This is a genomic window from Rhodanobacter sp. Root627 (assembly GCF_001427835.1).
Taxonomy (GTDB): domain Bacteria; phylum Pseudomonadota; class Gammaproteobacteria; order Xanthomonadales; family Rhodanobacteraceae; genus Rhodanobacter; species Rhodanobacter ginsenosidimutans.
In genome coordinates, this window is sequence record NZ_LMGW01000002.1 from 508240 (window position 1) to 529286 (window position 21047).

At 65.4% G+C, this 21047-nt stretch carries 15 protein-coding genes; 5 read left to right on the forward strand and 10 right to left on the reverse strand.

Going from position 1 to position 21047, the window contains the following annotated elements:
* The first annotated feature begins 10 nt into the window (after window positions 1-10).
* Complete coding sequence (gene mug, locus ASD68_RS09575) at window positions 11-547, forward strand: G/U mismatch-specific DNA glycosylase (RefSeq protein WP_235578708.1); 537 nt, start codon at window positions 11-13, stop codon at window positions 545-547.
* A 20-nt stretch (window positions 548-567) separates the two neighbouring features.
* Here the strand turns inward: mug and ASD68_RS09580 are convergent, their stop codons facing one another.
* Window positions 568-3096 (reverse strand): TIM-barrel domain-containing protein, encoded by a 2529-nt coding sequence (locus ASD68_RS09580; protein ID WP_056606111.1) that lies wholly within the window; start codon window positions 3094-3096, stop codon window positions 568-570.
* A 425-nt stretch (window positions 3097-3521) separates the two neighbouring features.
* Window positions 3522-5585 carry a phytase gene (locus tag ASD68_RS09585; RefSeq protein WP_082546024.1) on the reverse strand — a complete coding sequence of 688 codons (2064 nt, stop codon included), beginning with the start codon at window positions 5583-5585 and terminating at the stop codon, window positions 3522-3524.
* Between the two features lie 243 nt (window positions 5586-5828).
* On the opposite strand from ASD68_RS09585, the gene ASD68_RS09590 reads away from it, so the two are divergent.
* Both ASD68_RS09590 and ASD68_RS09595 read left to right on the forward strand, forming a co-directional pair.
* Window positions 5829-8210, forward strand: coding sequence for a TonB-dependent receptor (locus ASD68_RS09590; RefSeq protein ID WP_162247413.1), 2382 nt, complete (start codon window positions 5829-5831; stop codon window positions 8208-8210).
* A 117-nt stretch (window positions 8211-8327) separates the two neighbouring features.
* Complete coding sequence (locus tag ASD68_RS09595; protein ID WP_200945365.1) at window positions 8328-9632, forward strand: histidine-type phosphatase; 1305 nt, start codon at window positions 8328-8330, stop codon at window positions 9630-9632.
* 138 nt (window positions 9633-9770) lie between these two features.
* Here ASD68_RS09595 and ASD68_RS16835 read toward each other — a convergent pair whose 3' ends face one another.
* The 4 genes from ASD68_RS16835 to ASD68_RS09610 form a co-directional block, all read right to left on the reverse strand.
* On the reverse strand, window positions 9771-9926 hold the full coding sequence (locus tag ASD68_RS16835) for a hypothetical protein (RefSeq protein WP_156458374.1): 156 nt from the start codon (window positions 9924-9926) through the stop codon (window positions 9771-9773).
* A gap of 262 nt (window positions 9927-10188) precedes the next feature.
* Window positions 10189-11544 carry a HAMP domain-containing sensor histidine kinase gene (locus ASD68_RS09600; protein WP_056082252.1) on the reverse strand — a complete coding sequence of 452 codons (1356 nt, stop codon included), beginning with the start codon at window positions 11542-11544 and terminating at the stop codon, window positions 10189-10191.
* The gene (locus ASD68_RS09605) at window positions 11541-12203 is read right to left on the reverse strand and encodes a response regulator transcription factor (protein ID WP_056082255.1); all 663 of its coding nucleotides are present in this window, start codon (window positions 12201-12203) and stop codon (window positions 11541-11543) included. The genes ASD68_RS09600 and ASD68_RS09605 overlap by 4 nt, the downstream gene beginning before the upstream one ends.
* A complete protein-coding gene (locus tag ASD68_RS09610) occupies window positions 12203-12550 on the reverse strand; it encodes a PepSY domain-containing protein (protein WP_056082257.1) in 348 nt (115 codons plus the stop codon). The genes ASD68_RS09605 and ASD68_RS09610 overlap by 1 nt, the downstream gene beginning before the upstream one ends.
* Before the next feature lie 109 nt (window positions 12551-12659).
* Between ASD68_RS09610 and ASD68_RS09615 the strand changes: the two genes are divergently transcribed.
* On the forward strand, window positions 12660-14717 hold the full coding sequence (locus tag ASD68_RS09615; protein ID WP_056606120.1) for a TonB-dependent receptor: 2058 nt from the start codon (window positions 12660-12662) through the stop codon (window positions 14715-14717).
* 17 nt (window positions 14718-14734) lie between these two features.
* On the forward strand, window positions 14735-15478 hold the full coding sequence (locus tag ASD68_RS09620; RefSeq protein WP_056606123.1) for a hypothetical protein: 744 nt from the start codon (window positions 14735-14737) through the stop codon (window positions 15476-15478).
* A 9-nt stretch (window positions 15479-15487) separates the two neighbouring features.
* Here ASD68_RS09620 and ASD68_RS09625 read toward each other — a convergent pair whose 3' ends face one another.
* From ASD68_RS09625 to ASD68_RS09640, 4 genes are all read right to left on the reverse strand, one after another.
* The gene (locus ASD68_RS09625) at window positions 15488-16951 is read right to left on the reverse strand and encodes an alkaline phosphatase D family protein (RefSeq protein ID WP_156458375.1); all 1464 of its coding nucleotides are present in this window, start codon (window positions 16949-16951) and stop codon (window positions 15488-15490) included.
* Window positions 16948-17763, reverse strand: a complete 816-nt coding sequence (locus ASD68_RS09630; protein WP_056607454.1) for an inositol monophosphatase family protein — start codon at window positions 17761-17763, stop codon at window positions 16948-16950. The genes ASD68_RS09625 and ASD68_RS09630 overlap by 4 nt, the downstream gene beginning before the upstream one ends.
* A 5-nt stretch (window positions 17764-17768) precedes the next feature.
* Window positions 17769-19115, reverse strand: a complete 1347-nt coding sequence (locus ASD68_RS09635; RefSeq protein ID WP_056082271.1) for an MFS transporter — start codon at window positions 19113-19115, stop codon at window positions 17769-17771.
* Window positions 19116-19378: 263 nt separating this feature from the next.
* The gene (locus ASD68_RS09640) at window positions 19379-20875 is read right to left on the reverse strand and encodes a CoA-acylating methylmalonate-semialdehyde dehydrogenase (RefSeq protein ID WP_056082274.1); all 1497 of its coding nucleotides are present in this window, start codon (window positions 20873-20875) and stop codon (window positions 19379-19381) included.
* Window positions 20876-21047 lie beyond the last annotated feature (172 nt).

The window sequence follows — 21047 nt, forward strand, 5'->3', positions numbered from 1 at the left end:
ACGGCAAAGCATGCATGGCGAGGCCGAAGGCACATCGACCGCATTGCCGGACCTCATGGCGACGCAGCTTGCCGTGGTGTTCTGTGGCATCAACCCGGGCCTGATGGCTGCCGCCACGGGACATCATTTCGTCGGGCCGACGAACCGTTTCTGGCGCGTCATCCACCTGGCGGGCTTCACCCCGGACGAAATCCGGCCCGAGGACGATCGGCAGATTCTCCGTTACCACTGTGGCCTGACCACCGTTGTCAGCCGGCCCACCGCCAGCGCCGACCAGCTGGCGCCCGAGGAATTCGCCTCCGCTGCCGCTGAATTCCGGCGCAAGATCGAGCACTACGCGCCACGCTTCGTGGCCTTCCTGGGCAAGGCGGCGTATGCCGCGTTATCAGGCCGGCGAGAGGTCAGCTGGGGACGGCAGGCCGACCTCATGGGCGGCGCAATCGTCTGGGTGCTGCCCAACCCGAGCGGCCGCAATCGAAGCTTCCGACTCGACCGTCTCGTGGCGGCCTACCAGCAGCTTCGGCTGGCGGTGAGCGCCGCGCCATAACGCACCCTGCGTGAGTCACCTCACTGGTGCAGGGCGTCGATGCTGGCCGCCTTTGGTTGATCGGCAATGGTGAAACGCAAGGTCCGCGCGGCACGGTCGGACACCGCGTCGACGCGCCGCCCACCGACCATCGCGTGGCCTGCGCCATCCCAGCCGTGGATTGTCACTGCCAACTGCTTCCACCATGGCTTGAACCGGCCATCGCGCGCCGCGAAGTCGATACGCACGCCATCGGCGCCCACCGTGCAACGAAGCGTCTGGCGCAGGAAACCCTGCTTGCGGTACGCCATGCTGTGGCCGTCGTCGGCATACAGCTGGCCATGACAATCGGCGCCGGGATAGACGTCTATCTGCAACGCGCCGGTTGGCGTTTGCGCGGTGCTCTGCACCAGCGGCTGGCGCGGCAGGATGCTGCCGGCGCGCACGAACACGGGCAGCTTGTCCAGCCGCGGCGTCTCTTTCACCACGATGCTGCTGGAGCGTTTCTCGTTGGTGGCCTGCGATGCCGACTGGATGGTCGGGTTGGCTCCATCGACAGCCGCACCATCCACTGCCAGCCCGGTCCAGTAGTCGTACCAGCCGCCCGCCGGCAGGCAGACGTCGTAATCCTGCGGCGATTCCGGATTCGGCGGCGGCGCCACCAGCAGCTGGCTACCTACGGTGAACGCCATCGACTGATCGCACGAGGCGCTGATCGCTTCCGGGTAATCGTAGAAAACCGGCCGCATGATCGGATCGCCCAGACGCGCGTTCTGGTCGGCCAATGCATAGAGATAAGGCAGCAGGCGGTAGCGCTCCTCCACGTAGTGCCGGCGGATGGCCAGGTGTTGCGGCCCATCCACCCACGGCTCGGCCCGCGGCGTGCCCTTGGCTGCATGGTCGCGGAATACTGGCGTGAACGTGGCGATCTCGAACCAGCGCGTCAGCAGGTCGGCGCTGGGGCCGCCAGTGAAACCGCCGACGTCGGCGGCGCTGTATGAGAAGCCCGACAGGCCCAGGTTGATCAGTTGATGCACCGACAGCTTCAACTGATCCCAGGTGGAGCCGTTGTCGCCGGTCCAGGTCACTGCGTAACGCTGGCCGCCGGCGTAGCTGGCGCGCGTCATCACGAACGGCCGCTCGTCCGGGCGCAGCTTGCGCAGCCCGTCATAGGTGGCGCGCGTGTTCTGCATGCCGTAGACGTTGTGGATCTCGGCATGGCTGGCGTTGCGATGGGCGAAATCGTCGCTGGCGATGCGGTGGACGGTGTCCAGCGGCATGGTCTTGGTCGGCGTCTCGAACACTGCCGGCTCGTTCATGTCGTTCCAGAAACCGGCGATGCCGTCGGTCACGAACGGTCGGTACAAGGTGCCCCACCAGTCGCGCACGCTGGCCTCGGTGAAATCGGGAAACACCGACGGCCCCGGCCACACCGGCGCCACGTAGACCGAGCCATCCGGGTTGTGCACGAACGCATCGGCGGCCGTGCCGCTGTCGTACGGCGCGTAGCCCTCGCCCGGCGCGTGGGCGATGTGCGGATCGGTGATCGCCACCAGCTTGATGCCCTCGCCGCGCAGTTCGCGCACCAGCCCCGGCATGTCGGGAAACGCCTGCCGGTTGACGGTGAACGGGCGGTTGCGATCCTGGAAGTCGATATCCAGCCAGATCACGTCGGCCGGAAACCGGTCCGCACGCAAGCGCGCCGCCACCTGCCGCACCTCGTCGCCGCTCATGTAGCTGTAGCGCGACTGCTGATAGCCGAACGCCCACTTCGGCGGCAACGGGGCCTTGCCGGTGAGGTCGGTGTAGCGGCGCACCACGTCCGCCGTGGAGGGGCCGGCGATGAGGTAATAGTCGACCGGGCCATCCGGCGCGCCGAACGCCAGCGTGTCCGCATCGCGATGGCCGAAGTCGAACCAGCTGCGCCAGCTGTTGTCGAACAGGATGCCGTAGCTGCCGCCTGAACCGCCCACGCCGATGAAGAACGGAATCGACTTGTAGATCGGATCGGTGGCGCTGCTGAAACCGTAGGCATCGGTGTTCCAGTCCACGTAGCTTTGCCCGCGCCGATCCAGCGAACCACCGGTCTTGTCGCCCAGGCCGAAGATGTGTTCGGACAGCGGCAGCTGCTTGCGCAAGGTGAACGCGCGACCGTCCGCATCGAACGGTTGGGCCGTGTCGGCCGAAATCGTGCGGCCCTGCAAGTCCTCCACCCGCAGTCCCAGCGACTGGGGATCGATGCGCACGCGCAATGCCTTGGTGGAAAAGCCGTCAGCATGACTTTCCACGGCGACGCGCGCGCGGCGGACCTCGGCCGGCACCGCCCAGCTGGCGTCTTCGGGGAACACGCCGTCGCGCGCAATCCGCACGCGGATGATGTGGTCGGTCAACGCCGTCACGCGCAGCGACACGGCACCGCGCGCCAGCTCCACGCCATCGCGGCGATGGTCGAGGTGGGATGCGCGCTCCACGCTTCCGTTCGCGGCGATGGTGGAGGCAAGACTTCCGCCCGCCGCAAACAGCAGCGCGAGGGCGGCGATGACGTGAATCAACCGGATTTTTCTGGTCACGTTTCGATCTCCCCATGGCCAGGCATGGATGACATGTTTCGGAGGTGGCCGCGAGCGTCAGCAGCCAGCCATGCGGGCACAGACGCTCAGGCGGCCAGCCAGGGGAGTCTCGCATGGCAATCCGGCTTCGTTGCCCCCGACCGGCCATCTTCGCGCATGAATACGTATGCACTCGCCACGCAAGCACCGGCCTTCCCCATGCACCGGTCGCCACAACCAATCTCCGGACAAAAAAAGGCCGGCGCACCCGCCGGCTCTCATTGACCTCTGCTCACCCGTTCGCACAATTGGGCAGCAGGCTGCTGCCCGAATGCTTGCGGCGCTGGCGATTCACCGGAGAACGCTCACGCGAATCCATCACCTGTGTGATCAACCCGCTTCCGGCCATCCATGGCCGGGCTGAGAGGTTGAGAAATCACAACCTCTCAGCGCATCTCCAACTTCAGTACCTTGGCAATCGACTCCCATGGCACGTACTTGTAGTTCTGGTTTTGCGAGGGCAGGACGTTGCGACCGTCTTGCGCCACCATGGCGCCGTGCTCGAAGCCAGGGCCCAGGTTGCGGCTGCTGACGTCGAGGCCGTCGGTTTCGGAGATGCCATCGATGCCGCGCGCGCCGTCGGCCACCACGGCGAATGAGCCCAGGTAGGCGTGATCGCCTTCGCGGCGGTACACGGCGTACGTGTCGTTGCCTTGGCTGGAAACCACCACATAGCCGCGGCCATTGCCCAGGTCGTAGATGCCCATGCCTTCGATGTCATCCTTGATCGCGGGGTTGCTTTCCACGCGGTCGACCGCCGTCATCGCGCTGCCGCCGTCCGGTTCGGGATCCATCTTCCACAGCGCCACGTCTTCCTCGCCCACGAACAGCGCGCCGCCGATGTCATCAGCCACGCAGCCCTCGGCCTGGCTGGGGATCTTGAACTCGCGCACCTGCGCGGTACGCACCTTGCCATTGCCCGCATCCCGCAGTTCCCACTGCCGCATCAGGCCATCGCCGCTGTTGATGAAGACATACGTCTTGTGGCTTTTCGCGCTGCGGTACATGCACAGGCCGTACGGATCATCGAGGCCGGTGGGCTGCACGCCATCGGCCACGTTGACGAGTTGGCGCACGTCGCCATCGAGACGGTAGATCGCGATCGACTTGTGAGTGCGATCGCTGGCGGTCACCAGGGTGACCTTTTTGCCGCCCAGGCTGAAACCATCGCGCAGGTCGGTATTGTTCATCTTGCCGTCGGGCAGGAATTGCACCAGGTCACCCTGCATGTCGTACACCACCATGCCGGCCTTCTTGTCGGTGGCCACTACCAGGCTTTTCGCAGGATCGGTCGGGTGGGCCCAGATGGCCGGGTCGTCGGCCGCATCGCCGTAGCTGCCGACAGGGCGGGTTTCCACCAGGGCGGTCACCGTGGCGATGGCAGGTTTCGGTGCGTTGCGCGGGTCCTGCGGCGTGCCAGACGAGAGCTTCAGCGCGCTGGCCACGTCGGCCATCGATACCAGCTTGTAGTTGCTGCCGCCATCCTCGTCGCCGATCAGCAGCACGCCATGCGGAAAACCGCTACCAAGCGCGGCGCTGGTGGCAAACAGCGGGCCGAGATCGGCTACGGTGTCCTTCTGGTCGCCAGCCCTGACACTGAAGCTGCCCAGGAGCGCGTTGTCGTGGGCGCGGTCGTAGACATTGATGCGGCCCTCCGAGGTGTTCGACACCAGCAGCCACTGGCTGCCCTTGCCGCCGTCGTACAGCGCTACGCCTTCGTTCTCCTCGCCCAAATGGCCCAACCGCGGCGCGTCCACCAAGGTGGCGGCGAGGTCTGCCTCCGGATTGCCGTTCAGATGCCAGACGCCCACCGTCTGCTCGTTGATATAGACGTCACCGGCACTGTTGGCGGTGCACTGTTTCAGCTTGGAGGGCAAGTTGATGCGGCGTACCTGGCGCGCATCCAGCTTGCCCTGGGCGTTGGCGTAGATCATCTGTTGATCCACCTCGCCGCCGTCACCGATCACGAAGGCGTAAAAGGCGTTGTCCAACTGGCTGCGATAGAGGCAAACGCCCTCGACAGCAAAGTCGAGCGGAATGGCGCGGGCGCCGGCTTCGACGGGCGTGTCACCGTGCATGGTGAACAACCGCAGGCTGTTGCCGGTGGATTCGACCGCGGCCAGGATGGTTGTGGGTTTGCCGTTGAGCGAAAAGCCGTAGCCCACGTCCACTCCCGCCACCTCGCCGGCAGGGGTGCTGTGCTGGCTCGCGCCGTCCATGCCGAACACTTGCAGCCCCCCCAGCGCCGCGGCCGCAACGACGTGTGCCTGGCCGTCGGGACCAGCCACCACCACGGCCGCATTGGCCTTGCCGCTGCTGGTCGGCTGTGTCTGCACGCGTGCAGGGACGGTCGTCGTCCCCGTCGCTGGAGCGCTGCGTGTTGCGCCGCCGCAACCCACGGCGCCGAGCGCGAGGGTTGCCACCAAACCGTAAAGAAACAGTGCTTTCATCCCCAACTCCTCGCTATCGGCCACGCCCGTGCGCGGCCGTTTAGCCAACCATACGGGAGAAGATTACCATTTGCACGAAAAATTCCAAGAGTGTTGCAAATTAGAAAATTTATTCGTAATCTACGTTTGCCAGATGCTTCGCCATGGGGGCGCAGTCGAAGTTGGCACGTCTTCGGGGGTAGATGATCCATGACCACTTTTCGCCGAAATGCGTTGCACGCAGCCCTGCTTTTGAGCGGGTGCGTGCTCGCCACACCCGGCTTCGCTCAGGACGCCGGCGCCGGAACCACCGCCAGCGACAACGACCAAGCCGCAGCCACAGAAGATAAAAAGACCATCGACCTGCAGGGCATGGTCGTAACCGGCAACATCGAATACCGCAGCCACATCGACATTCCCGCGCCGGTGCTGGTGTACGACCAGCAGTTCTTCGCCAAATTCGAGCCGGTGTCGGTGGGCGACCAGTTGCGCCGCGTCCCGGGTGTGGCTTTCGTCGGCGACGTGGGCGAATCGGTGGCGCCGGAAATGCGCGGCCTGGGCAACGGCTACACACAGATCCTGATCAATGGCCGCTCGGTACCCGGCATCGGCAACGATCGTTCGGTGGCCGTTGACCGTATCCCGGCTGAAATCATCGACCGCATCGAGATTGTGCGTTCGCCGTCGGCGGAATTCGACAGCCAGGGCGTGGGCGGCACCATCAACATCATCCTGAAGGACGGCGCCACGCTGCCGCCGGGCGTGATCGTGCGCGTTGGCGAGACATGGGACAAGAAGACCGGCAGGATCCGGCCCAACGCTGCGTTTTCGTGGTCCGGCGGCAACGACGCGAAGAACCTTTTCTACTCGTTGACGTTAGACGCGCAAAAACGCTTCAACGAGAAGCATGCCATCCAGGAAGTAGTCGACGGCAATACCGTCGGGTTCGCCGACGCGATCGCCGCCCACAGCAACGGCCACGACCTGCAGAGCTGGAACAACGCCGCCAAGTCGCGTGCGGCGTCTCGCGAGGAGCAGGGCGATACGCGCGAATCGAGGGACCTTTCCTTCAATGGCGACCTGACCTGGCTGCTCTCCGACATGACCAGCCTGCGGGTGGACGCGTTCGCGATGCAGACGCGCCGCGATGAATACGAGAACACGCGTACCTACGAGGGCGACGGCACCGTGGGTGGCCTGGATCTGCAGAATCCGGAGCGCAAGTTCGAAAAAACGCCCATGGACGAAGACAGCTACGGCCTGTCGGCCGTGTTCAACACGTCGTTCAACGACCAGACCGATTTCGAGGCCTACCTGGGCCGCAACAGCACCAAGGGCAGCACCGTAAAGCACTACTTCAAAGACACACCCGATACCAAGGATAAGGTCAAAGGCACCTCGGCGGACGACAAGAATTGGCAGGCCGACGCCTCTGTCACACGCCGCATGCCGGGTCTAGCCAAGTCGCTGGGCATCGATGCGGCGACGCTGAAAGTCGGCGTGCAGCTGAAGAACAAGGACCGCACGTTCACCGAGTCGGAAATATCCGGCCTCAGCAAAGCGAAGCAGAAAGGCACGGCGGGCGATTACCAGTACGACGAAAACCGCTTCGACACGTATGCCAAGGTGGACTGGAACCTGTCTTCCGCGGTGACGTTAACCACCGGCGTGCGCGGCGAAAAAACGCGGACGAGCCAGAACTTCGTCACGACCGAATCCACCAACGGTGTGGCGGACGGGCAAACGAGGGGCAGTGCCGACAGCCACGCGTTCATGCTCAATCCATCAGCGCATCTGCAGTGGAAGCTGACTGACGCGGACCAGTTGCGTTTCAGCGTCGCGCGTACCGTGCGCCGGCCCGGCGTCGATCAGCTGGTGCCTTCGATCACACTCGAATCGCCGGGCGACTACGACGTTACAATTGGCAACCCGAATCTGAAGATGGAACGCGCGCTCGGCTTCGATCTGGGCTTCGAGCACAACATCGGCAAGAGCGGCGTGGTGGGCGTGAACCTGTTCCAGCGCAACATTACCGATCTCATCGGCATGGTGCGGACCCTGCGCCCGGTGACCGACGCTGGCCAGGACCCGGACGATTTCCCAGGCGGGCTGTACAGCTTCCAGAACATCGGCAAGGCCAAGGTCCGTGGTGCCGAGTTCGATCTGTCGATGCCGTTGACCTTCATGGGGATGGACCACACCGGCGTGTTCGGCAATTACACGCGGTTGTTCTCCAAGCGCCTCAATCCGATCACGAATCGCGACACGACCATCGATGACCAGCCCTCGTATGTCTACAACGTGGGCGTCACTCAGGAAATCCCTGCGTGGAAAGCCAGCTTCGGCGCCAGCTATCAGAAACAGGGCCCGGCCTACCAGCACAACTCGCCGGGCGAAATGCAGAGCACCATCTACGGCGGCAACCTCGAGCTGTTCCTGGAGAAGCGATTGGGCAAGTCGTACGTGGTTCGCCTGACCGGAAACAATCTGCTGGACTCTTGCAGCCAGCAGCTGGAGCAGGATTTTGCCGGTGACGATGCCGCCGAGATGATGGCCAACAACCGGGCATACAACGTCGATTTTATGGAGCTGGAACGTGAATGCTCCTCGCCACGTTGGTCACTGACGTTGCGCGCCGTATTCTAAATTACCGTCCCCACGGTGGCTGGCGGCGGTCCCTCGGGATCGCCGTTTTTTTCTGCATCCATCGCGAGCGAGGTCACGGCAACCTGCCGTTGGCCATGATCCACGAGGAATCCGACCATGCTCAAGACACGTCCGATGCTGCCTGCCCTGCTGGCAGGCGCCTTCGTGCTGGTAGCGGGCGCCTGCACGCGTCCGCATGAAGCGCCCCCCGCGCCGGCCCCCGCCGCTTCCACGCACGCCAGTTCCGCGCCCACCGTTGCCCCCAGCGGGTTGCGGCTGGAACGCGTGGTCATGTTGATGCGCCATGGCGTGCGCCCGCCCACCAAGCCGCAGGTCACCCCGCCAAGGACCAACGATCAACCGTGGCCCAAATGGACCACGGATTTCGGAGAGTTGACCACGCACGGTTACGACGCGGTGCGTCTGCTCGGCGAGTGGGACCGTGCCAACTGGGCGGCGCGCGGCCTGCTGCCCGCCGCAGGTTGCCCGGCAGTGGCCGACGTGGATGTGGCGGCGAGCTCCAAATCGCGCACCCAGGCGACGGCGCGTGCCCTGCTGGAGGGGCTTGCGCCGGGCTGCCACATCGACGTCTCGTTCCCCGCCGACAAGCACGACGACGTGGTGTTCCATCCTCTGGAGACCGGCGCGATGGCGATCGACGCCGACGAAGCCATGCGCGCGGTGGAGGCAGTGATGCCGCCCGGCGGCATGGCCGCGGAAGTGAAGGCCAACGCGCCACTCTTCGAATTGCTCAACCACGCACTGGGCTGCACGCCCGACGCCGCGTGCGATATCTCGACCATGCCGGCTGGCCTGGTGCGCAACGAGAACGATCGCCCGGATGTGGGCGACCCGTTCGGCATCGCCTCCACCGCCAGCCAGACCTTCCTGCTGGAATACCTCGAAGGCATGCCCATGAAGGATGTCGCCTGGGGGCGCCTCGATCGCAAACAGATCGCGACCCTGCTCGAGTTCCATCCGATCAAGTATCGCTATGAAGGCCGCGTGCCATACGTTGCCGATCGTGCTGCCTCACCGTTGGCCGCGCGTATGCTCGCCGCCGTGGAGCACGGCCCCAAGCTCACGTTGCTGGTAGGCCACGACACCAACATCGCCGACCTCGGCGGCATGCTCGACCTGCATTGGCAGGTGCCCGGCTATCCGCGCGACGATCCGCCGCCTGCCGGCGCGATCGGTTTCGAGGTCCTGGCCGATGCCGCCGGCGAGCAGTTCGTGCGTGCGTTCTACCGCTCGCAGACGATGGACCAGGTGCGTGAGCTGCAGAAGCTGGATGAAGGCAACTCGCCGTCCTACGAATATCTGTCGATCCCGGGGTGCGACCAGCGCTGCCCCATCGCGGACTTCGAGCGGATCGTGCGCGCCAAGCTGATCGAGCCGCTGCGTACGCCAGCGGCGAAGTGAGCGTTGCACCGGGGCGGCATCTCGGCCCCGGTGGATTCATGCACTTCCCGGCAGGTCCTGTTCGCTAACCCGCGCGCAATTGCGACGGGCGAACCGGCTGGGTCGCGGGCACCGCGCTCGGCCAGACCCGTGCCGTGTTCAGCCCGCGTAACCGCCGCCCACGACGACCACCTTCGCTTCGTGCCGACCCTGCAACGTGGCGTACAGCGCATGGGCATGGGCATGGGCATGGGCATGGGCATGGAGCACGGCGGTGTCGCGGTAATAGGAGGGAGGTGGCAAACCTCGGGTCATGTGGCGTACCCGACAACCGGTGCGCGCAAGGCGACGAGTGCCGGAAGGCTGGTTTGCCGCACTAGCCTCAGTTCATCGCTGCACTTGAATGCGTACGTGTCAGAACTTGTGAAGAAGACCACTTCCAGTGGTCTTCTTCCATCTCGCGTCCGGTACGTGCCCGGCCATCGGGCAACCGCTCCCTGCGTTGCCCCAACTTGGGCATCCTTGCCCTCGCCATGCCCTCTATGGCCGGGCTGAGAGATTGGAAAATCACAACCGCTCAGCCCGGCTTTCTGCTGGCGTCCCAGGTGAAGCAGACCTGCAAGCCGCCCAGTGCGGAGCGGGACATGCCGATGGCGCCGCCGGTGGCCTCGGCCAATTCGCGCGCGATCGCCAACCCCAGGCCACTGCCGCCCTGCGCCTCGTCCAGCCGGCCACCGCGTGCCAGCGCCGCCTTGGCCTGATCGGTGTCGATGCCGGGACCATCGTCCTCGATCGCCACGCGCGTCCACCCCGGCCCGGCCTCCGCTTGTATCCGCACTTGCCGACGCGCATAGCGCACGGCGTTTTCCAGCACTGCGCCCAGAATTTCCGACAGGTCATCGGGCAGCACCGCCAGCTGCAGGTTGGCGGGGATGTCCAGAGTGAACGCCAGTTCGCCGCCGCGATCGGTCTGCTCCAGCACCGTCACCAGCCGCTCCACCGTGGCGCGCACGGCCGCATTGCCACCGGGTTGGCGACGGATCGCGGCGATGCGTGCCCGTGCCAGTTCCGCCTCGACGGTGCGCTGGATGGCGGCGATGGCGCGATCCAGCCCATCGGCGGCCTTGTCGGCACCGGCGTCACGAGCGCGACGACTTTGCGCGGCCATGGCGGCCAGCGGTGTTTTCAAACTGTGCGCCAGATCCGCCGCGCGCTGGCGCGCCACCGCCAGGTCGCGCTCGCGCGTATCGGCCAGCGCGTTGATGGAATCGATCAGCGGTTGCACCTCGCGCAGGCGCGCTTCGGGCAGGCGCGCGCTGGCGCTGTCGCGCAACGCGGCCAACTCGCTGCGCACGCGGCCCAACGGGCGCAGACCCAACCGCACCTGCAACCACGCCGCGCCGGACAGCACCACCCACAGCACCGCCAGAAACGCTGCCAGTTCGCGGCCGAATTCCGCGCGCGCCGACGCGAGCGGGGCGCTGTCCTGCGCCAGTTGCAACAGCGCTGGCGCATCGTGGTCCGCCAGCGCCACGCGCCGTTCCAGCAGCGATACCGGTTTGCCGTAAGGCCCGTTTGCGTGACGCAGGCGCCAACCATCCAGCGGCGCGTCGGTGGGTGGCGGCAGGTCGCCATCCCACAGCGAGCGCGAGCGCAGCGTGCCAGCGGCGGTGGTCACCTGCCAGTAATAACCGCCGGCCGGCGTTTCCAGCCGCGAATCCACCGGCGGGCGCTCGATCCGCGGCGCCTCGCCGGGCGCCATCACCAGCCCGGCCACCAGGCGCAGGCCATCGCGCGTCATCTCCGCCTGCAGCCGGCGCTCCAGGTGATGTTCGAACAGCACGGTCATGAACAGCCACGCCAGCACCAGCGCCAGCAGGATCGCCGCCATGGCACCGCCGAGCAGGCGCCAATGCAGCGAGCGGGCGATCATGCGCTGGGCTCCAGCAAATAGCCGAAGCCGCGGCGGGTGACGATGATGCCGGCGCCGAACTTGCGCCGCAACCGCGCCACGATCGCCTCGATGGCGTTGGTGTCGCCATCCTCCGCCGCGCCGTAGAGATGCTCGGCCAACTCGCCGGCGGAAACCGCGCGGCCACTCTGGTGCGACAGGTAATCCAGCAGCCGAAATTCCAGCGGCGACAGCCGCGCCGGCGCGCCGTTGAACACCGCGCTCATGCGCATGGTGTCCAGCCGCAGGCCACCGATCGCCACCACGCTGGACACGCGCCCCGCGCCGCGGCGCACCAGCGCGCGCACCCGCGCCACCAGTTCGCCCATCTCGAACGGCTTGGCCATGTAATCATCGGCGCCCGCTTCGATGCCTTCCACCTTCTCGGTCCAGTCGCCGCGCGCGGACACAATGATCACCGGAAACGCGCGCCCGGCCGCGCGCCAGCGGCGCAACACCGAGAGGCCATCCAGTCGCGGCAGGCCCAGATCCAGCACGGCCGCGTCGTAATCCTCCACGTCGCCGCGATACCAGGCATCGTCGCCGTCGCCGGCGCGGTCGACGACGAAGCCGGCGGCCTCCAGCGCGCGCGCCAGATCGGCCTGGATGTCCGGATCGTCCTCGACGACGAGACAGCGCATCAGTCGTCCTCGACCTTGCGCACCTCGCCGCTGCGCGCGTTGAGTTTCACCTCGCGCACGCGACCCTGCGCGGTGAGCACCTTTACCTCGTACTCCCAACCGTGGTGCTTGCCGTGTTCCAGCTCCACCTCCACCACGTCGCCGGGCACGCGCTGCTGCACGATGGCGAGGATGCGGCTGAGCGGCAATATCTCACCCCGCTGCAGCAGCGCGCGTGCCTCGATGTGGTCATCGTGGTCGTGGCTGCCGGCCAGCGCGCGCTGGGACAGGCCCAGCGCGGACGCGCCCAGCAACAACGCGGCGAGCGAAAAGGGAATGGCGATGCGGCGGATCAGAGGGATATTCATGGGGTCGATCCTGCGGCAACCGCGCTGACAACAAGCTGACATCGGGCGTGGCGTGGATGTCAGCAACGCCGGCACAGACTGCGGGGAACTCCTGCGGAATCCAGTCTCCATGTCCATCGCTTCGCGTGCAAGCTGGCTCGTCCTGGCAACTATTGCCGAGCTGTCGATCACTCCCCGCACGGCACAGGCGCAACAACCGCCGGCCGCACGCGGCGGCGACGTCAGCCTTTACCTGCCCGCCGATTTCGCCGACAACGCCCCGGCCAACGCGTGGGACATGCTCTCGCGCCTGCCCGGCTTCGTCACCGTGGATGCCGACGAAGACGTGCGCGGCTATGCCGGCGCCCGCGGCAACGTGCTGATAGACGGCGCGCGCCCCACCAGCAAACACGAGGACGCCAAGACGCTGCTCAAGCGCATCCCGGCCAGCGCAGTGGCGCGCATCGAACTGATCCGCGGCGGCGTGCCCGGCATAGACATGTCCGGCTACGCGCTGCTGGCCAACGTCGTGCGTCGGCACGACGCCACCAGCCAGTCCGCCATCGAAGCCGGCATGGTGGCCGCCACCGACGGCTGGATGGCGCCGAAGGGCCAGTGGGAATACGGCCGCCGCTGGGACGGCCACACGCTGGATCTGGCCTTGAAGCTCGATCCCGAACTGGACGACGACAGCGGCCGCGGCCACATCGACACCTTCTCGCCGGACGGCACGCGGCAGCAGCGCGAGCGGCTGGACACCCGCACCATCAAGAACAAGGCCGAAGCCAGCGCCAACTGGCGCCAGCCGCTGGCCGGCGGCCAACTCACCCTCACCGGCGCCGCCCGCGGCGAACGCGCGCGCACCGACACCCGCATCGACGCGCTGGCGCCCGCCGAGGGCAGCGAGCGCGTGCACGAGAACGAGGACACCAACGAAGCCGAAGCCGGTGCCCGCTACGTGCGCCAGTTTGGCGAGCGCACCCGGCTGGAATTGATGGCCACCCGCCACCAGGCCTGGCTGGACGATCGCGAGCGCTCGCACGAAGACGGCGACGACGAAACCTTCGACGAGAACACCCGCACCGCCGAAAGCATCGGCCGCATCAACCTCACCCACGCCTGGTCCGATGCGCTCACCTTCAACGGCTCGTTCGAAGGCGCGCGCAACACCCTGCGCAGCACCACCCACTTGCAGCAGGACGGCGTCGACGTCGCCCTGCCCGGCTCCGACGTGCACATCGAGGAGCGCCGCAGCGAAGCCGCCGCCGGCGCCACCTGGAAACCCGCGCCCGGCTGGATGCTCGACGCCGACCTGCGGCTGGAGCAATCCACCATCGCGCAAACCGGCGACTCGCCGCGCCAGCGCCACTTCAGCTACCCCAAACCGCGCCTGTCCGTGCAATGGGACGTCGACCCCAACGACCAACTGCGGCTGGCACTCTCGCGCGAAGTCGGCCAGCTCGACTTCGAGGACTTCGTCGCCTCCGCCTCGCTGGAAACCGGCCGCGTCAGCGCCGGCAACGCCGAGCTGAAACCCGACCAAACGTTGCGCAGCGTCCTCACCTGGGAACACCAGCTCTGGCACGACGCCGCCTTCACCGCGAGCTGGACCCACGAGCGCATCAGCGACGTGGTCGACCGCGTACTGGTGATCACCGACGACGACATCTTCGACGCCCCCGGCAACATCGGCGACGGCCGCCGCGACACCCTGGCGCTGGACGTCTCGTTGCCGCTCGACGGGATCGGCTTCCACGGCGGCGGCCTCACCTCCTCCATGCAATGGCGCCGCAGTCGCGTCACCGACCCCACCACCGGCCTCGGCCGCTCCATCTCCGAAGAAAAGCCCGTCGAAGGCAGCATCGAACTCACCCAGGACCTCCCCACCTCGCGCACCCACTGGGGCATCCAGATCGAACACATCGCCGAACGCAAAACCGAATACCGCTACGACGAGATCAAACGGGAATCGGAAGGTATGGGCTGGACGTTGTTCGTCGAGCAGGAAGTGGGTGCGCATTGGCGCGTGCGGGCTGAGGCGACTGACCTATTCGGGCGCGGGTTTGACGAGACGCGGGAGAAGTACGACGGGCCGCGTTCGACCGAGCCGCTGGAAGAGATCGAGCGGCGTCGGCGGCGGTCGCCGGGGTTTGTGAGTTTGACGTTTCGGCGGAGTGTGGGAGGTTAGGGGCGGTCGTTTGCTATGTGGCGGCTTGCGTATGGCTGCTGTCAGCGCCTGATTGGTGGCAATGGTCAAACCTGAAGAACACGCTGCTTTGGACAGGCAGCTTTGCGCTGGTCGCGGCGTTCAAGTACGAGAAGGTCGAATCCGGAACGTCGTATTTCCGCGCAACCGTCCTTGAGGCAATCAGCATCACTGCTTTCCTTTCCTTCGTTTCATCTAGCTATACCTTTGGCCTGATTGCCGAAATGGCGATCGTTTTTAGCCTAATCGTGCTGGGCATAACTAGCGCCATCGCCGAACGCGCCGGAAAGCTGAAATACGTCCACAACATGGCAACCGGGTTGTTAATTCTGGCTTCGCTTCTGATACTTGGCAATTCCATCTATTACATCGTCATTGACTTTAGCGATTTCGCCACATCCCACACGGCCAGGGATTTCACCCTGCCAGTGCTGCTCACAATCATGTTTCTGCCATTCCTCGGCCGGGCTTTTCGACAGGACTCCTGTCCTGACGAAAAGGAGCCGACATCGGGCGACCGCTCCTGCGTTGCCTCAACTAGGCATCCATGCCCTCGCCATGTCGACTCCCCTGCGGGCCTGTCGACCACGACTCACCGCCTCACAAGTGAGTGGAGGATCAAGGGCAGCAGCAACGGCAACCTACAGGGCGAAAGGGGACAGAAGCTGAGGTTTCCCCGCGAACCTTCCTGTCCGATCACCTCGCCGCGGTACACGTCCAGTGCGGCGGCAGAGCGGGCGTAACTCTTCGCCTCAGCCTGATGCCTTGCCCGTAAAGGGCCGATCAGGCCAGCCTTCCGGCATGTCGGTGCCGTAGTAGCCACCGCCGCGCTTGAAGCGCTCCAGCCGCTTCAGTTCCTCCGGGTCGGATTTACTGTCCCAACTGCGCACGTCGTTGCGCAGGTCGTCCGGGGTCAGCACCAGCGGCTCCCACACCGGCTCGCCCAGCACGTCGTGCAGGGTGTACGTCATGCTGGGCTTGCCGCCAGTCATGCGGAAATGCATCAAGCCCACGTTGACGCTGCGCGTCCAGGTGTCGCGCACGCGCACCTCCGGCATCTGTCGCGTGTTCTTGTTTGCCGGCATCTGCGCCAGCGGCGATGAGCACATGTCGTAGATGTCGTAGCCACCCGCGGCAGAGCGCGGGATGCAGTTGAGCTCGCCCATGTGCGAGTCGCCGGAGATGCAGAACACGCCGCCGATGTCGTGGTCGCGGATGTGGTCGAAGATCTCGTTGCGCTCGGTCATGTAGGTGGCCCAGGAATCGCCACCCTTCTCGTTCTCCGCCGACGACCAGCCGCCACCGGATACCAGCACCTTGAACGGCGCGGTGCTGGCACTAAGCGCGCCCTTCAGCCAGCGTTTCTGACGCGCCCCGAGCATGCTTTTGGCGGCATTGTCCGGCTGGGTGATCGGGTCGCGGTTGTAGCGACCGTCGAGGAAGAAAAAATCCACGCCGCCATGGGAATGCCTGAAATACACGCCGGGCGAATCGGGCTCGCCATAGGACGGGTTGGCCCAGAAATTCTTGAATACCTTCAGCGCCTCCTGCTTGCGCGGATGCCTGCCATCGGCATCGTTGTAGCCGAAATCGTGGTCGTCCCAGATCGCCAGTTGCGGCGTGCTGCGCAATAGCGGCGTCAGCCGTTCGACCACGCGGCCACGGCTGTACAGATCGGTCAGCACCGCCGGATCGTCGCTGTCACCGTAGATATTGTCGCCCAACCAGAAGAACAGATCCGGCTCCAGCCCACGCACGGCATTCCAGATCGGCTGATCGGCGTCGTACTGGATGCGGCAGCACGAGCCGAAGGCCACGCGAAAATCCGCCGGTCCGGCCGGCGCGGTGCGCGTCTTGCTGTTGAACCACTGGTAGCGGTCCTGCTGGCCGTCGTATTTTAGCCGATACCAGTAGGGCGTATCGGGTTTCAGCCCTTGCGCGCGCAGCACCACGCAGCAATCGTCCTCGGCGCTGGCGCGGATCGTGGGGCCGTCGATGACGGTGCTGAAATTGCGGTCGGTGGAATATTCCAGCTTGACGTCGAACGCACCGCTGGCGCGCACCCATACGTTGAAATGGTCCGGCCCGGAGGCGCCGACCATCGGACCGTTCAGCGCACGCGGATAACCCATCGCGCGGCCGATCGCGCGCGGCACCAGGGCAAACAGGCCGGCAAGCACAGAGCCGGCAAGAAAGGCGCGCCGGTTCGGATTCAATGCGCTGACTCCATGGTGAGTGCACGGTTCAACTGCTGGATCAAAGCCTCCTGAATCACACCGTTGGAAACGCACACATTGCCGCCATGGATATCCACCGGCGCGCCGGTGACCGAACTGGCCACGCCGCCGGCTTCGCGCACCAGGATGATTCCCGGCGCCATATCCCACGCGTTGAGCGCGCGCTCCCAATACGCGTCCCAACGGCCAGCGGCAACGTACGCCATGTCGACCGAGCAGGCGCCGGTGCGGCGGATGCCAGCGACTTCACCGGACAACAGCGCCATCTCGCGGGCGAACACCGGGTGGTCCGGCTTGCCCGCAAACGGGATGCCGCAGCCCAGTACACTGTCCACCAGCCGGTGGCGGGTGGACACGTGGATGCGTTGCCCGTTCAACCAGGCGCCCTCGCCTTTCTCGGCCACGTACATCTCGTTCAGCACGGGCAGCCAGGTGACGCCGGCCACCACTTCGCCCTCGCGGGCCAACGCGACGTTGACGCCCCACAGCGGTGTGCCGAACAGGAAATTGGTAGTGCCATCGAGCGGGTCGACAATCCACGTCTGCGCGTCGTCGGTGCCGCCGGTAGCACCGCCCTCCTCGCCCAGAAAACCGTACGTGGGCCGCGCCTTGCCCAGAATCGCGCGGGTGGCGCGTTCGGCCTCTTCGTCGGCAATCGAGACCAGGTCGGCGGGGCCGCTCTTGGTGCGCACACCGAGCGAGGCGAGCTGGCTGAAGTGACGCATCAGGCCATCGCCGGCGGTCTGCGCCGCGTCGATCATCGCTTTCAAATCATCGGAAACATGCAGCATCGGAATCAGTCCCTTCGACGTGTGCGCCACAGGCTCAGCGCCAGCAGCATGGAAAGTACGGATGAGCCGATCCAGAACGTGATCGCCGGCCCAAAGTTGTAGTGACGCACGCCATCGATCATTTTCATGCCGTGCTGGATCAGCATGCCGGAGACCTGTTCCTGGATGCCCGCGCCGATGTAGCTGCAGATGCCGATCACGCCCATCGCGGCGCCGGCCACGCGCTTGGGCGCGATGTCCACTGCGAACAACCCGCCCAGCGAGGTCACCAGACCGGTCAAGCCCATGCCGAACAACACCATCGCGAGAATCAGCGACCACAAATGGTTCGGCCCGTAGAAAAACAGGCACAAGCCGACAAGCTCCAGCAGCGCGAAGATCAGGTTTACCGGCGGACGACGGGCGTCGAACAATTTGTCGGAGATGAAGCCGAACGTGATCGCGCCGACCATGCCGGCCAGCGTGCTGATCATCAACAAGGTGCCGGCCATGGTCAGCGAGTAACCATGAATTTCCTGCAGGTACAGCACACCCCACGAATTGATCGCGTAGCGCGTCACATAGGTGGTGGCCGAGGCCAGGCACAACACCCAGATCGCCGGCATTTTCAGGATCGACAACTGCAACTTCAGCACCGAGGCGATCTTCGGCTTCGATGCTTCGCCGAAGTTGTCGTTCTTCCAATCGTTGACCGCGGGCAAACCCAGTGTGGGTGGGCGATCCTGCAGCAACCAGTAGGCGCCGATCGCCGTGATCACACCGATCATGCCCGGCCCCCAGAAGCCGAAGCGCCAGCCGAAGGTGGCCACGGTGGCGCCGACCACCAGGAAGGTCAGCCCTTCACCGATGGAATGCGCGGTGCTCCAGATGCCATAGGTGCGGCCGCGTTCGCGATTGGAAAACCACGCCGTCATCGCCACCACGCCGCCGGGCGCGCCGAAACTCTGGAACCAGCCGTTCAGCCCCCACAGAATCACCGCCACCCACACCGTGGTGACAAAACCCATCGCCAGATTGCACAGCGCCGTAGCCAGAAACGCGAACGCCAGAAACCGCTTGATGTTGGCGTGGTCGGCCAGGAAACCGTTGGTGAGCTTGCCGATGGCGTAGGTGTAGAACAACGCCGAGCCGATCAGGCCCAGCTCGGTGGGCGTGAAAATGCCCGCGTCGATGATCGGCTTCTTGACCACCCCCAGCGCCAGCCGGCAGGTGTAGATCAGGCCGTAGCCCAGCGTGATCGCCAGCATCACACGCAAGCGATGCTTGCGGTACAGCCGGTCGATCGCGCCCCTGTCGGCCATCTCGGGCTGATCGGCGCCGGTTGCGAAAAGTGCCAGCCATCCACGCGCCATAGGATTCCCCCTTCAGCAGCCAGCGTGTGGGTACACTGGCATTGTTGCGATCAGACTATTTCATTTTTGAATGAATTGGAAGAATTATTCCATTAGTACCGATAACTTGCTTCCCCCGCCCGCGGGGGAAGCTGCCCGGAAGGCTGAATGGGGCGCCTTTTATGGGGTGAGAGAAGATCAAGAGCGCCCCCATCCGCCCTGTCGGGCCCCCTCCCCCGCAAAGCGGGGGAAGGAACATCCAGCTCTTTGCTGAAAGCACAGCCTCACAACGTCGGGATGACGAAACTCTGCTCGATCGCCTCCCCGCCCTTGGGCCAGCGTTGGGTCACGGTCTTGGTGCGGGTGTAGAAACGAATGCCGTCCATGCCGTACTGATTGAGGTCGGCGAAGCCCGAGCGCTTCCAGCCACCGAAGCTGTGGTACGCCACGGGCACCGGGATGGGCACATTGATGCCGACCATGCCCACTTCAACGCGGTCGGCGAATTCGCGGGCCGCGTCGCCGCTGCGGGTGAAGATGCTGACGCCGTTGCCGTACTGATGCTGGGATGGCAGCGCCAGTGCTTCCTCGAACGTGTTTGCGCGCACGATCTGCAGCACCGGGCCGAAGATTTCGTCCTGGTAGGTTTTCATCTCGGCGGTGACGTGGTCGAACAGCGTGGGCGCCAGGAAGAAACCGCCCTCGTGACCAGGCACTTTCAGGCCGCGGCCATCGACTACGAGCTCGGCGCCCTCGTCCACGCCGAGCTGGATATAGCCTTCGATGCGAGCCTTGTGCGCTGCCGATACTACCGGGCCGTAATGCGCGTTCGGGTCGCTGGACACGCCCACTTGCAGCGCGGCGATCGCCGGCAGCAGTTTGGCACGCAAGGCCTCAGCGGTGGCCTCGCCCACCGGCACGACCACCGGCAGCGCCATGCAGCGTTCGCCGGCCGAGCCGTAGGCCGCGCCCATCAGATCAGCGACAACCTGGTCGAGATCCGCGTCCGGCAGCACGATGCCGTGATTCTTGGCGCCGCCCATGCACTGCACGCGCTTGCCCTGCGCCGCACCGGCCGCATACACCGATTGCGCCACGTCGGAGGAGCCGACGAAGCTGACTGCCTTGATCAGCGGGTGCGCCACGATCGCGTCGACCACCTCCTTGTCGCCGTGCACCACGTTGAGGATGCCCGGCGGCAGGCCGGCCTCGATCATAAGTTCGGCGAGCCGCACCGGCACCGACGGATCGCGTTCGGATGGCTTCAGAATGAACGCATTGCCGGTGGCGATGGCCGGGCCAAACATCCACATCGGGATCATCGCCGGGAAGTTGAACGGGGTGATGCCAGCCACCACCCCCAGCGGCTGGTGCGCCGAATAGACGTCTATCCGCGGGCCGGCGCCCTGGGTGTATTCGCCCTTCTGCAGGTGCGGGATGCCGCAGGCGAACTCGATCACCTCCAGACCCCGCAACACGTCACCGTGCGCGTCGGAAACCACCTTGCCGTGTTCGCTGGCCAGCAGCTCGGCCAGTTCGTTCTTGTGCAGGTTGAGCAGGCGTACGAATTCCATCAGCACCCGCGCGCGACGCTGCGGATTCACCGCGGCCCAGGCCGGCTGTGCGGCGGCGGCATTGCACACCGCGCGATCCAGCTCGGCGGCGTTGGCCCGGGATACCTTCGCCTGCACTTTGCCGCTGTTGGGATCGAAGACGTCGCTGTAGCGGCCGGTTGTGCCGGCCACCGATTGGCCGTTGATGAAATGTTCGATGTTGCGCATGACTCACTCCTGGATGAATATTTTCTGGTGGGTGCCGAATCGCCGGCTCAAGAACCCGCTTCCCCGTGAACCGTGATTTTTTTGCTTCCTCCGCGTGCAGCGGGGGAAGCTGCGCGGAGGGCTCATGGGGGGGGTGCTTTGCTGGGTGAGAGGAGATCAAGAGCGCCCTCAT

Bases quoted from the DNA above. Each gene is read 5' to 3' on its own strand.
- mug (WP_235578708.1), top strand. From the start codon at position 11: ATGCATGGCGAGGCCGAAGGCACATCGACCGCATTGCCGGACCTCATG.
- ASD68_RS09585 (WP_082546024.1), bottom strand. From the start codon at position 5,585: ATGAAAGCACTGTTTCTTTACGGTTTGGTGGCAACCCTCGCGCTCGGC.
- ASD68_RS09595 (WP_200945365.1), top strand. From the start codon at position 8,328: ATGCTCAAGACACGTCCGATGCTGCCTGCCCTGCTGGCAGGCGCCTTC.
- ASD68_RS16835 (WP_156458374.1), bottom strand. From the start codon at position 9,926: ATGACCCGAGGTTTGCCACCTCCCTCCTATTACCGCGACACCGCCGTG.
- ASD68_RS09600 (WP_056082252.1), bottom strand. From the start codon at position 11,544: ATGATCGCCCGCTCGCTGCATTGGCGCCTGCTCGGCGGTGCCATGGCG.
- ASD68_RS09605 (WP_056082255.1), bottom strand. From the start codon at position 12,203: ATGCGCTGTCTCGTCGTCGAGGACGATCCGGACATCCAGGCCGATCTG.
- ASD68_RS09610 (WP_056082257.1), bottom strand. From the start codon at position 12,550: ATGAATATCCCTCTGATCCGCCGCATCGCCATTCCCTTTTCGCTCGCC.
- ASD68_RS09615 (WP_056606120.1), top strand. From the start codon at position 12,660: ATGTCCATCGCTTCGCGTGCAAGCTGGCTCGTCCTGGCAACTATTGCC.
- ASD68_RS09630 (WP_056607454.1), bottom strand. From the start codon at position 17,763: ATGCTGCATGTTTCCGATGATTTGAAAGCGATGATCGACGCGGCGCAG.
- ASD68_RS09635 (WP_056082271.1), bottom strand. From the start codon at position 19,115: ATGGCGCGTGGATGGCTGGCACTTTTCGCAACCGGCGCCGATCAGCCC.
- ASD68_RS09640 (WP_056082274.1), bottom strand. From the start codon at position 20,875: ATGCGCAACATCGAACATTTCATCAACGGCCAATCGGTGGCCGGCACA.